12 protein-coding genes are annotated in these 12,005 nt (G+C 66.4%); 5 read left to right on the plus strand and 7 right to left on the minus strand.

The features are described 5' to 3' along the window. Positions 1-298: 298 nt before the first annotated feature. The 5 genes from H5T65_12290 (at position 299) to H5T65_12310 (ending at position 5,344) form a co-directional block, all read left to right on the plus strand. Complete coding sequence (locus tag H5T65_12290) at positions 299-1,072, plus strand: DUF2085 domain-containing protein (protein ID MBC7260015.1); 774 nt, start codon at positions 299-301, stop codon at positions 1,070-1,072. A gap of 34 nt (positions 1,073-1,106) precedes the next feature. After that, positions 1,107-1,694: a DUF4126 domain-containing protein gene (locus tag H5T65_12295; protein MBC7260016.1), complete on the plus strand. Its 588-nt coding sequence runs from the start codon at positions 1,107-1,109 to the stop codon at positions 1,692-1,694. Beyond that, positions 1,691-3,541, plus strand: coding sequence for an excinuclease ABC subunit UvrC (gene uvrC, locus H5T65_12300; GenBank protein ID MBC7260017.1), 1,851 nt, complete (start codon positions 1,691-1,693; stop codon positions 3,539-3,541). Before H5T65_12295 ends, uvrC begins: the two co-directional genes overlap by 4 nt. Positions 3,542-3,590: 49 nt before the next feature. Further along, a complete protein-coding gene (locus H5T65_12305) occupies positions 3,591-4,238 on the plus strand; it encodes a PH domain-containing protein (protein ID MBC7260018.1) in 648 nt (215 codons plus the stop codon). Between the two features lie 257 nt (positions 4,239-4,495). Beyond that, entirely contained in the window at positions 4,496-5,344 is an 849-nt protein-coding gene (locus H5T65_12310; protein MBC7260019.1) for a PH domain-containing protein, read from the plus strand. A 36-nt stretch (positions 5,345-5,380) separates the two neighbouring features. Here the strand turns inward: H5T65_12310 and H5T65_12315 are convergent, their stop codons facing one another. The 7 genes from H5T65_12315 to H5T65_12345 form a co-directional block, all read right to left on the minus strand. Continuing rightward, entirely contained in the window at positions 5,381-7,231 is a 1,851-nt protein-coding gene (locus tag H5T65_12315) for a hypothetical protein (GenBank protein MBC7260020.1), read from the minus strand. 21 nt (positions 7,232-7,252) lie between these two features. After that, complete coding sequence (gene phoU, locus H5T65_12320; GenBank protein MBC7260021.1) at positions 7,253-7,930, minus strand: phosphate signaling complex protein PhoU; 678 nt, start codon at positions 7,928-7,930, stop codon at positions 7,253-7,255. 16 nt (positions 7,931-7,946) lie between these two features. Then, the gene (gene pstB / locus H5T65_12325; protein MBC7260022.1) at positions 7,947-8,714 is read right to left on the minus strand and encodes a phosphate ABC transporter ATP-binding protein; all 768 of its coding nucleotides are present in this window, start codon (positions 8,712-8,714) and stop codon (positions 7,947-7,949) included. A 5-nt stretch (positions 8,715-8,719) separates the two neighbouring features. Beyond that, on the minus strand, positions 8,720-9,478 hold the full coding sequence (locus H5T65_12330; GenBank protein MBC7260023.1) for a phosphate ABC transporter ATP-binding protein: 759 nt from the start codon (positions 9,476-9,478) through the stop codon (positions 8,720-8,722). A gap of 27 nt (positions 9,479-9,505) precedes the next feature. Continuing rightward, complete coding sequence (gene pstA / locus H5T65_12335) at positions 9,506-10,354, minus strand: phosphate ABC transporter permease PstA (GenBank protein ID MBC7260024.1); 849 nt, start codon at positions 10,352-10,354, stop codon at positions 9,506-9,508. Next, complete coding sequence (gene pstC, locus H5T65_12340) at positions 10,351-11,247, minus strand: phosphate ABC transporter permease subunit PstC (GenBank protein ID MBC7260025.1); 897 nt, start codon at positions 11,245-11,247, stop codon at positions 10,351-10,353. The genes pstA and pstC overlap by 4 nt, the downstream gene beginning before the upstream one ends. Continuing rightward, a partial coding sequence (locus tag H5T65_12345; protein MBC7260026.1) for a phosphate ABC transporter substrate-binding protein occupies positions 11,244-12,005 on the minus strand: 762 nt, incomplete at its 5' end. The genes pstC and H5T65_12345, both read right to left, overlap by 4 nt.

A 12,005-nucleotide genomic window follows, 5' to 3' on the forward strand; every position in this document is an offset into this window, starting at 1 on the left:
CGGCGATGCGGCCCCACCCGCGTGGAGCAAATTGCCAATTTGCTCCACATCCCTGCCCACGGCGAAGGGGAGGCCGACACGTGCGACGCACCTCGGAGGCGCATCGCACGTTGCGCCCGCGGCCAGGGGGCTGCAGGCCGGGGGTGAGGTGTACCCACGCGAGAACCTTCGGCGCTCTGCGTGCCCTCCCATGAGCAGTCAGCGCCAACGGACTGTGGACCCGAATCCCCCTCTCCAACTCGCGCCAAGAGGCAGACCGGAGTATAATATTCCACGTTGAGTCCGGATGGGAGCGAGCATGGGAAAGCGAATCGGCGTCGGGGTAGCGGCCTTGCTCATCGCGCTGGCGTTCGTGTTCCCCCATGCCACGCTGGCGGCGGCAAGGGCTGTCGGCTACTCGGTCTGCCACCAGTGGCCCGAGCACTCGTTTGCCGTCGGCGGCGCGGCGTTCCCGCTGTGCGCGCGATGCACGGGGACCTACTTCGGGGCGCTGGCGGTGCTGGCCTTCGCGTGGGCGACGGGCCGCGCCAAGGCGGGGGCCTGGCCGCCCAGGGTGGTGGCGATTCTCCTGGCGGCGGGCCTGGCGCTCATGGTGCTGGACGGTGGCAACTCGCTGGCGGATCAACTGACGGGCGGACGGATGCGGTTGTACCCGCCCGCCAACGCGCTACGCTACGCGACGGGTGTCTTCAGCGGCATGGCGATGGTGGGGTTCGGATACCCGCTGCTGAACGCCGTCCTGTGGCGGGACTGGGCCGATTCGCCCATCCTGCGCCGCGGCCGTGAGGTCATCGGGCTGGCGGTCGCGGTGTGGGCCGGTTTGCCCATCGTGAGCGGCGTTGGGTGGCTATTGCCGCTGGTGTCGCTGTTGAGCCTGGCCGGCATGGCGCTCATGTTCACCGGCATCAACATGGCGCTGTGGGTTGTGCTGGCTCGCAGGGAGGAGCGGGCATCGGTGTTTCGGGACGTGCTGCCGGCGCTCGCGGCGGGATCCCTTCTCGCCTCGGGCGAGTTACTCCTCATCCGCGTCGCGCGGGCGACGCTGGAGCGTGCTGCGGTGGGATCGCCCTGATATGTGGGGGAGAATATCGTAGGGAGGTTGAGGTATGGACTGGGCGACGGGTCTTCTGACAGGGTTTGGCCTGGCGGGCGCGGCGGGGCTGAATGCCTACCTGCCGCTGCTCATCGTGGCGCTGGCGGGGCGTTTCACCGATTGGATTCATCTCAGCCCCCCGTTTGACGCCCTGACCAGTTGGTGGGCCATCGGCGTCCTGTTGGTGCTGCTCACGGTGGAGATTTTCGTGGACAAGATTCCCGCAGTGGATACCGCCAACGACATCATCCAGACCGTGGTGCGGCCTGCGGCGGGCGCGATCCTGTTCGCCGCCAGCACGCGCGTCATCACCGACATTCACCCGGTGGTGGCTGTCGTGTGTGGCCTCATCGTGGCGGGCGGGGTGCACGCCGTGAAGGCGACCTCGCGGCCTGTGATCACCACCATGGGCGGGGGCGTGCTGAACCCGGTGGTCAGTGTTACCGAGGACGTGGTTTCGGCGGGCACTTCCATCATGGCGATCCTTGTGCCGGTCATCACGTTTGTCCTGTTTCTGTTGCTGATTCTCGGCTTCTACTGGTGGGTGCGTCGCCGAAAACAGCGCCGAGTCAACGGAATGGGGTCGCCTGGGAACGCATGATCGCGGAAGCCTTTCGCGCCAAACTGGACGCCCTGCCTACTGCGCCGGGCGTCTATATCATGCGGAACGCGGAGCGGCGGGTCATCTACGTGGGCAAGGCCGTGAACCTCCGCAGCCGCGTGCGCTCGTATTTCCAGGAGTCGGCCCAGGCGTCGTCCAAGATTCGGCGCCTGGTGTCCGAGGTGGCGGACCTGGAGTTCATCGTTACGGCGACGGAACTGGAAGCCCTGGTCCTGGAATGCAATCTCATCAAGGAGCACCGCCCGCGCTTCAACGTGCGGCTGAAGGACGACAAGCGCTACCCGTACATCAAGATTCACTGGCAGGACCCCTTCCCCCGCGTGGAGGTAACCCGCGAGATGCGCCAGGACGGTGCGCGGTACTACGGCCCCTTCGCCGACGTGGGCGCCGTCCGCCAGACGCTGGACCTGCTGCGGCGTATCTTCCCGTATCTGACGTGCACCCGCGAGATCACGGGCAAGGACAGCCGCGCCTGCCTGTACTATCACATCAAGCGGTGCTCCGGCCCGTGTATCGGCGCCATCTCGCAGGAGGACTATCGGGCCACGATCCACCAGATTTGCCTTTTCCTTGAGGGCAAGACGGAGCGGGTTCAGGAGCAATTGCGCGCGCAGATGAAGGCCGCTGCCGAGCGTCTGGACTACGAGCGGGCCGCGTTCATCCGCGACCAGATCGCGGCGGTGCAGCGGGTGGTGGAGCGCCAGCGCGTGGTTACCCGCGCCCGCGCCGACGAGGACATCATCGCCTTCGCGCGCGCGGACGGCGACACGTGCGTGCAGGTTTTCTTCATCCGCGACGGCAAACTCATCGGGCGCGAGAGTTTTCTGCTGGACGGCGTGGAGGATGACCATCCCTCGCACATCCTCGGCTCGTTCGTCAAGCAGTTCTACGACGAGGCGGCCTACGTCCCGCCGCAGATTGTGCTCCCCGATGAGTTGGACGAGCGGCTGGTGGTGGAATCCTGGCTCCGACAGAAGCGAGGGCACAGGGTGGCGGTTCGGGTTCCGCGTCGGGGCGAGCAGAAGGCGCTGGTGGAGATGGCGTCGCGAAACGCCGCCGAGACGCTGGCCCACCTGCGCGCCCAGTGGCAGGCCGACGAGGCGAAATGGGCGGCGGCGCTGGCGGAGTTGCAGCAGGCGCTGGGGCTGCCCGAGCCGCCCACGCGCATGGAGTGCTACGATATCTCCAACATCCAGGGCGCGTCGGCCACGGGCAGCATGGTGGTCTTCGTGAAGGGCATCCCCAGGAAGAGCGACTACCGTCGCTTCCGCATCAAGACGGTGGAGGGCGCGGACGATTTCGCCATGATGACCGAGGTTCTGCGCCGTCGGCTGCTGCGGCTGAAGTCGGCAGAAAGCAAGGAGCCGCGCCTGCCCGGGGCGAGACCCGATTCCTTCGCCCTGAAGCCGGACCTGATCGTGGTGGACGGCGGCAAGGGGCAACTGAACGCGGCGCGGCGCGTGATGGAGGAACTCGGCGTCGGCGACATCGCGCTGGCCGCCCTGGCGAAGGAGCGCGAGGAGGTCTTCGTGCCCGACCGCCCCGACCCGCTTCCCCTGCCGGCGGATTCGCAGGCGTCGTTCCTGTTGCAGCGCCTGCGCGACGAGGCGCATCGCTTCGCCGTGGCCTATCATCGCACCATCCGCCAGCGCACGGGGTTGGCGTCGTCGCTGGACCAGATTCCCGGCATCGGCCCGCGGCGCAGGAAGGCCCTGCTGACGCGCTTCGGCTCGCTGGACGGCATCCGCCGCGCCAGCGTGGAGGAACTGGCCGCCGTGCCGGGGATGACGCGCGAACTCGCGGAGCGCGTCAAGGACCTGTTGTAGCGCGCGGGTTGTGGTATAATAGGCCACGGCGCATGAGGAGGGCGCGGCGATGGAGGAGGTCTCTCGCCAGCAGGTTGGAGCGAGCCAAGCCGACGTGACGGATGCCCAGGCGGTGGACTGGTTCGCCCGCCACGAGATCAAATTGGAACCCGGCGAGCGGTTCATAAGCGTTTGGCGGGACTCGCGCCTGGTGTTGTTCCTGCAGTTGCTGCTGCCACTGCTGGTCGCTGTGGGTTTGGTGGTCGGCTTTGCCTTCGCCTTTCGCAGGAGCACGCCGCTGGAGAAGGTGCTGTTTGCCGTTCTGTTGCCCGCCTCCTTGGCCGTGCTCGCGTGGATTTCTGTGATCCTGCTCCGGTGGTTCTTCCGAATCTACGTCCTCACCAATCGCCGGTTGATACGCCGAGAAGGCATCATCTGGCGCGCCCGAAATGAGGTGCAACTGCCCAAGGTGCAGAACGCCTCGTACCGGTCGGCCTTGCTCCAGAAGTGGGTGGGCCTGGGCACGGTGAAGGTGGAAACCGCGAGCGTGGGGCAGGCGTTCGCGATGGATAACGTGAGGGACGCTCCGGGCATCTCGCAGCGGATTCTGAGGGCGGCGGACGAGTCCAAGCGCGAACGCGCGCTCATGGATGAGGAGCAGGTGCGGCGCATGTTGGCCCAGCGTCTTGTGGAGCCTGGAGCCGGGAGGACGCCGTGATGGCCGCGCCGTCCGCTCCGCCTTTGCCCAAGCCCCGGGTCTGGCACCGGCACCCGATTGTGCTCATTCGGACTGCCGCTCTGCCATTCGTTGGGATCGTGGTGCTCCTGGCAGCATGGGCTGTCGGCGGCTCAACCAGCGGGCGCTGGGTTCAGATAGCGCTCGGCGCGGGCAGTGTCGTTTTGGGTCTCAGGGCGTGGTCGGTTACCCTTGGTGCGCCGCAGTTGGGCGAGTCTCCACTCGCGCAACGCCAGGGTGTGATCCAGCGAGCGACGGGCGTCGTGCGCATCCTCATGGCTTCGCTAGCCCTAGCGCTTGTGGTCAGTGCGATCCTCGCCATACTCGTCGCGAATCTGGCTCCTTCCTTCGCGAGGGCGGTATCGGTTGTCTACTTTATCTGGCTGTTCTTTGTCGCTTTGTGGTTCGTGTTCAACACCATAGACTGGCGCAACGATATCTATATCCTGACCCACGACCGCATCATTGACCAGATCAGGTTCCCGCTCCTGTACGATCAGCGCACGGAGGCCCGCCTGGATCAGGTGCAGAACGTGCGCTATCAGCAGGGGTTCTGGGGCGGGCTTCTCGGCTTCGGCGACGTTACGGTGGAGACGGCGGGGCGGACCCAGGCGGTCGTGTTCCTGGAAGTGCCCAACCCCCAGGACATCCAGCAGACGATTTTCCGGTACATAGACCAACTCAACGAGCGGCGCGAGGCGCAAGAGGCGACCCGCCGGCATGAGCAACTGGTCAAGTGGTTTCGCGCGTATCACACGGTGGTGGGCTGGATAGAGATCCTGGACTTGCCCGAGGAAGTGCTGTACCCTCGCCCCATCCACGTGCGTTGGCGCGTCAACGTGGGGCCCGAGCAGGAATACCAGACGTGGGTTTCCTACGACACCGAGTCGGACGCGCAGGGCCGCGAGCACGCGAACCAGACCAGCGTCATCACCAACAAGGGGCGCAGGCAATTCCATCAGATTGTGCCTGTGGGACGGCGAGGGGATGTTTTCGTGCGCGTGCGCGTGCGGCTGCTGCCTCCGCCTGGCTCCGACAAGCCCGAGGAGAACTTCGCATCCCGCGAGGTCATGGTGCGGGTGGTATAGGCGGCGCTTGTTGTGGGGTCTCCTGCGGCGGCCGGCTCACCGCAGAAACGCGGGGAACAGCAGTGGGTACCCGATGGCCGGCCCCAGATGATAGTCCCTCTCCCAGCGGCGCGGGTCGGCGTCCCAGCCATCCTCGCCGAAGAACCCGCCCAGCGACACGAAGGGCGACAGTCGCCCATCCAGCACGTCTGCGCCGTCGTCGCCCACGAGCACGCGCAGGGTCGTCGCGGGGAGGGCGCGCGACTGCCCGGCGATCTGCAGCGTGGCGGTGGCGGTGAGCGTCAGCGTGTGGCCCACCAGAGGCGCCAGGTGCAGAGGCCAGGCGAATGACCTTCCCCGCAGGCTGCCCGCCTCGGCCTGGAACTTCAGGCCGTCATCCGTTTCGGCTTCCAGGGTCAGGTCTGCCGCGATTCCCCCATCGTTGGCGGCGCGCACCACCAGGCGACCATCCTCCACGGCGACATCGTGGAACACCGGCGCGGGCAGCGCGGCCAACAGGTACACCAGAAACCGCCGCCACCGCTCGCACACCTGGGCAATACGGCCTTCCGGCGGGTTGAACATCACGCCCAGGCTGGTGTAGGCCAGGTACGCGTTCTCTACCCCTGGCGCGGTGTAGGGCGTGGCGTAGGCGATTTCGCTTGCGGCATAGACTTCGGGCGAGAAGGCGTAGATGCCCCGCAGGTAGAGCCAATCCATCGCGCTGCCGCTTACGACGTACAACCCTCGCGCGGTCCACGTGTGGGGCGCGCCCAAGAACCCACAGCACTCGGTCAGTTGCGACGCCTTGCGCCCGATGTGCTCGTACACCTGGCCGTCGGGCAGGTGATCGCTCGTAGACCAGCCCCACGGATGAAGCAGCAGGTCTGCCCCCGAATGCAGCGTCGCCGCGCCGCCGATGTTGGGGTGGGCCAGCACCCAGTCGCGCACGGCCTGCACCTCGGGTTCGGACCAGACGGCAGGCCCGCGGTACGTGTCGCTCCACACGTAGGAAGGCCCCAGGTTCCAGTGCACGTCGTAGTTGCGGTTCGGGTCCACCCCGCCGATGGGATCCTCGTTCACGCCGCGTCGGGCGCTGTCGCCATCATCGTCTATCTGTGGGATGGGCTGCCCCTGGGCGTCCACGAAGCCCATATCCGCAACCCCGCGCACGTAGGCGTGCCAGTTGTCCACGAACGGGTTGTCGGGGTGGGCGGCCAGCCACGCGGGGTCAAAGATGTAGAGGTACGCATGGAACGCGCCCCAGCCGATGGCGTTGGGCGGGTCCTCGTCTATCAGGCCGTCGCCGTCATCGTCGCAGCACGCGGGATTCGCATTCCGTCGCTGGGCGAAGTTGTCGGCGAACCAGATGTCGTTCCCGTCGGGGTTGACCGAGGGGATGGCGTACAGCGTGCGCGTGTCCAGCAGGTGGGTGGCGAGGGGGGCGTGGCCGTACTCCGCGAGCAACCACCACACCGTGTACAGCACGCAGAGGCCGGAGATAGGCTCGCGGGCGTGGTGCTGGCCGTCCAGGTACAGCGCGGGGCGCGCGTCGGGGTCGCCGGTCTGCCGGTTTCCCAGGCGGATGGCGAGGATGGGGCGGCCCTGCCATGAAGTCCCTGCGGTTTCCACGGTCGCCAGGTCCGGATACTCCTGCGCTAGACCCTCCAGGAATGCGCGTACCTCCGCCGACGAGGGGTATCGGCCGAAGAACGAGGGCACGTCGCCCAGTTCGGCCGGCGGGATGTCGGGCGAAGGGCGGGAGGGCGGGCCTTCACGGACGCCCGCGGTTGGGTCGTGCAGCCCGTTTACCCAGCGGATGCGGGGGTCGGGCGGCTGCGTGGTGGCCGGCGCTCCGACGGCGAGCGCCAGCGCCAGGATTGCCGCGAGGGCCAGCGCGCGTTTCATCTCGCTTCTGGGCGCGGCCCTCTATTGGGGCTCCACTTCGGGTTCCTGGATGTTCATCTCGCGCATTTCGCCCGTTACGGTGAACACCACGCGCTCGCAGATGTTGGTAACGCGGTCGGCGAAGCGTTCCAGGTTGTGGGCCACCCACAGCAGGCGCGTGGCCTGTTGGATCGTGCGCGGATCCCGAAGCATGAACGTGATCAACTCGTTGTTGACCTGGTCGTAGAGCGCATCCACCTCGTCGTCCTCTGCGGCGATGCGGCGCGCCCCTTCCACGTCCCGTTCCACGAACGCTTTGAGGGCGCGATCCAGCATGGAGAGGTCCTTCTCCAGCATGCGCGGGATGTCAATGAGGGGCTTGATGAACGGCTCCTTCCCGATCATGAGCGCAATCTTGGCGATGCCGGCGGCGTAGTCGGCGCACCGCTCCAGGTCGGTGATGATTTCCAGCACGGCGGCGATGGAGCGGAGGTCCCGCGCCATGGGCTGCTGGGTTGCGATCAGCCGCAGGCAGTCGGCCTCAATGGCGAAACGCTTCTCGTTGATGTTTGGGTCGTTGCGGATGACCTGGCGCGACGCCTCCATGTCCTGGCGCTTGAGCGCGTCCACGGAGCGCGCCAGGGCCTCGGCGACCATGCTGCCCAGTTCCAGCATCTGGTTCTGCAATGCTTCCAGGTCTTCGTCAAATGCCCTGCGCATCTTCCTACCCCCTTCGTTAGCCGAAGCGCCCGGTGATGTAGTCCTCGGTGCGTTTGTCCTGCGGGCGCGTGAACACCTCGGCTGTTGGCCCGAACTCAATCAGTTGGCCCGTGCGTTCCGCGTCGCTGAGCATGAATGCGGTGAAGTCCGATGCGCGGGCCGCCTGCTGCATGTTGTGGGTTACGATGACAATAGTATACTCCTTGCTGAGCGTTCGCATCAAATCCTCTATCTTGAGGGTGGCGATGGGGTCCAGCGCCGAGCATGGCTCGTCCATCAAGATCACTTCGGGCTTGACGGCGACGACCCTGGCGATGCACAGCCGCTGCTGCTGGCCCAGGGACAGGGAGAGCGCGTCCTGCCTCAAGTCGTCCTTCACCTCGTCCCAGAGTCCTGCGCTGCGCAGGCTTGCCTCCACGATGTCGGCGAGTTCGGACCGTCCGTACAGGCCCAGCACGCGGGGGCCAAAGGCCACGTTGTCAAAGACCGACGCGGGGAAGGGATTGGGGCGCTGGAAGACCATCCCCACCCGGCGCCGAAGTTCCACCACGTTGGTATTCGGGCTGTAGATGTCCTCCCCGTCCAGGAGGACTTTGCCCTCGGCGCGCGTGTGAGGGATGGTGTCGTTCATGCGGTTCAGGCAGCGCAGGAATGTGGATTTCCCGCAGCCGGATGGGCCGATGAGCGCCGTGATCTGCCGCTCCGGGATGGCGATGTTGATGTCCCAGAGGGCCTGCTTCTTGCCGTAGTAGAAGTACAGGTGCTCGGTCCTGATCTTGTCCATGCGCGCTATCCAAATCGCCCGGTAACGTAATCTTCCGTTCGTTTGTCGGTAGGGGCCGTGAAGATCTTCTTGCCCGGGTGGTGCTCCACCAACTCGCCCATGAGGAAGAAAGCCGCGTAGTCGGCGATGCGGCTTGCTTGCTGCACGCTATGCGGCACGATGATGACGGTGTAGTGCTCCTTCAGGGTGAGGAGCGACTCCTCCACCTTGGCCGTGGAGATGGGGTCCAGGCCGGAGGTTGGCTCGTCCAGGAGCAGTACCTCCGGCTCGAGCGCCAGGCTTCGGGCGATGCACAGCCGCTGCTGCTGCCCGCCCGACAGGGCATTGGCCGGGCTGTCCAGGCGGTCTTTGACCTCATCCCACAGGGCCGCCTGCCGCAGGCTGCGCTCCACGATTTCGTCCAGGCGCGTGCGGTCGCGAAGGCCCGCCAGGCGCGGCCCGTAGGTTACGTTCTCGCGGATGGTGCCCGGCAGCGGCAGGGGCAGGGCGAAGACCATGCCCACGCGACGCCGCAGGCTCGGCACGTCAAACCCCGGCGCGTAGATGTCCTCCCCGTCCAGTAGGATGCGCCCCGACATGTGGCCGTCCTCCACCAGGTCGTTCAGGCGGTTCAGCAGGCGCAGGAGCGTGGTCTTCCCGCCGCCCGCCGGGCCGAAGAAGACGGTAATCGCGCGCGCGGGCACGTCCAGCGTGATGTGGCGCAGCACCTGCTGGTCGCCGTAGGCGTAGGACACGTCTTGAATCTGGATTTTCGTTTCAGCCACGTGCACGCTCCATCGGGTGATGACGACCTACCATTGCCGCCGACGGCGGAAGTAACTGCGAATCATCGTGGCGACCACGTTCAGCGACAGGACAAGCCCCAGCAGCACCAGCGCCGTCCCGAATTGAATCTTCTGCGGCATGCCGGGAACCTGGGTGCTCACGACGTAGAGATGGTAGGGCAGGGCCATCGTCTGATCCAGGGGCGACCGCGGCAATCGCGGCAGGTAGAATGCCGCCACGGTGAACAGGATTGGCGCGGTCTCGCCCGCGGCGCGCAGCAGCCCCAGGATGACGCCCGTGATGATGCCCGGCAGCGCCTGGGGCAGCACGATGTGGCGGATGGCCTGCCACCGCGTCCCGCCCAGACTGGCGCTGACGGTGCGGAACTCGGTGGGGACGGCCCGCAGCGCCTCTTCGGCGGTGCTGATGATGACGGGCAAGGTCATGATGGAGAGCGTCAGCGATCCGGCGACGATGGAAGTGCCGAATCCGAGCAGGAGCACGAATAGCCCCAGCCCGAACAGGCCGTACACCACCGACGGGATGCCCGCCAGGTTGATGATGGCCAAGCGTATGGCGCGGGTAACCCACGTGTCGCGGGCGTATTCGGACAGGTAGATGGCGCCGCCCACGCCCAGGGGAATGGCAACGATGGCCGTGCCGAGGGTGAGCACGACGGTGCCCACGATGGCAGGGAAGATTCCGCCGGCCCGCATCCCGTCGCGGGGCATGGCCGTCAGGAACTCCCAGTTGATGGCCGCCGCCCCTCGGATGACGATCACCGCGACGACGGCCAGGATGGGAATGACCACGGCGAGCGCCGCCAACGTCAGCAGCGCAAACCCCACTCGCTGGGCGACAAATCGGTTCCTCATCGCAACCCTCCTCGCCGCCGTTTGCGGAACATGGTAGAGGCTGCCGCCAGGTTGATGAGGAACGTGATGACAAACAGGATAATCCCGATGGCAAAGAGGACATGGTAATGCACGCTCCCGTGGGCCACCTCGCCCATCTCCGCGGCGATGGTGGCGGTCATGGTGCGCACCGGCCGGAACAGGGCGTCCAGTCCCAGGGGCAGGCGCGCCGCGTTGCCGGTAACCATCATCACGGCCATGGTCTCGCCGATGGCGCGGCCCATGCCCAGCATGACGGCGGTAACGATGCCCGAGCGAGCCGCCGGAACCACCACGCGCCAGATGGTCTGCCATTGCGTCGCGCCCATGGCCAGGCCCGCGTCGCGGTACATTTTGGGCACGGCGTCCAGCGCGTCCTCGGCCACGCTGATGATGGTGGGCAGTGACATGTAGGCCAGGATGAGCGCGCCGGTGAACGCCACCAGCCCCGTCGGCGCGCCGAAGGTTTCGCGGACGATGGGCGCCACCAGCGTCATGCCGAAGAACCCCAGCACCACCGACGGAATCCCCGCCAGCACCTCTATCATGGGTTTGAGGATTTCCCGCGCCCAGTTCGGGGCCACCTCGCGGATGAACACGGCCGCGGCCACGCCCAGCGGCAGGGCGATGACGATGGCGCTGATGGTGATGAGCACCGATCCCAGGATGAGCGGCAGCGTCCCGAACAGGCCAAACGTCGGGTACCAGCGTGTGCCGAACAGGTTGCCCAGGTCTATCTGCGCGAAGGCGGGCAGTCCTTCTCGGAGCAGGAACAAGAAGATGAGGATGACGAACCCGACGGTGGAGAAGCCGATGACCCGAATCAGCGACTCAATGGCGAATTCCGCCCAGCGCACGCGCGGTGTGTGTTTCATGGCGCAGCCGAGCCTCCCGTTGGCGATTGCTTTAGTGGCACGAACCCCACGCCGGCGACCAGCCGCTGCCCGTCGCCCAGCACCCAGTCCAGATACGCGCGGACGTGCGGGCTTGGCTCGCCCACGGTGTACATGTACAGGGGGCGCGCGATGGGATATGTGCCGTCGTTGACCGTCTCGGCCGACGGCAGGACGAAGGGGCCGTTGGCATCTCGCGCGATGGCCAGCGTCTTCTGGTCGGGCGTTACGTACCCCAGGCCGTCGTAGCCGATGGCGTTGGGGTTTTGGCGCACCTCGGCGCTGATGCCTTCGGACGAGGGCATCAGCAGGGTGTCGGGCGAGAAGAGCGCGTCGCTCTTGGGGTCTCCCAGACGGACGACGTGCTCCAGGAAATAGACATACGTGCCCGAGTTGGACTCGCGCGACAGGAGCACGATGGGTCGGTCTTCGCCCCCGACCTGCCGCCAGTTGGTGATCTTGCCGGTGTAGATGTCGGAGACTTGCCGCAGCGTAAGCCCATTCACAGGATTGGACGGGTGGACGACGACGGCGATGGCGTCCCAGGCGACGATGTGCTCGTGGGGGGTGTAGCCGTTCTTCTGGGCCTCCGCGATTTCTTCGGGCTTCATCTCCCGCGAGGCATTGGCGATGTCCACCGTGCCGTTGATGAGGGCGGCGATGCCGGTGCCGGAGCCGCCGCCGGTTACTGAGATGCGCACTTCGGGATGGAGCCGCATGTACGCCTCGGCCCAGGCCAG

Source organism: Chloroflexota bacterium, from assembly GCA_014360805.1.
GTDB lineage: Bacteria > Chloroflexota > Anaerolineae > DTLA01 > DTLA01 > DTLA01.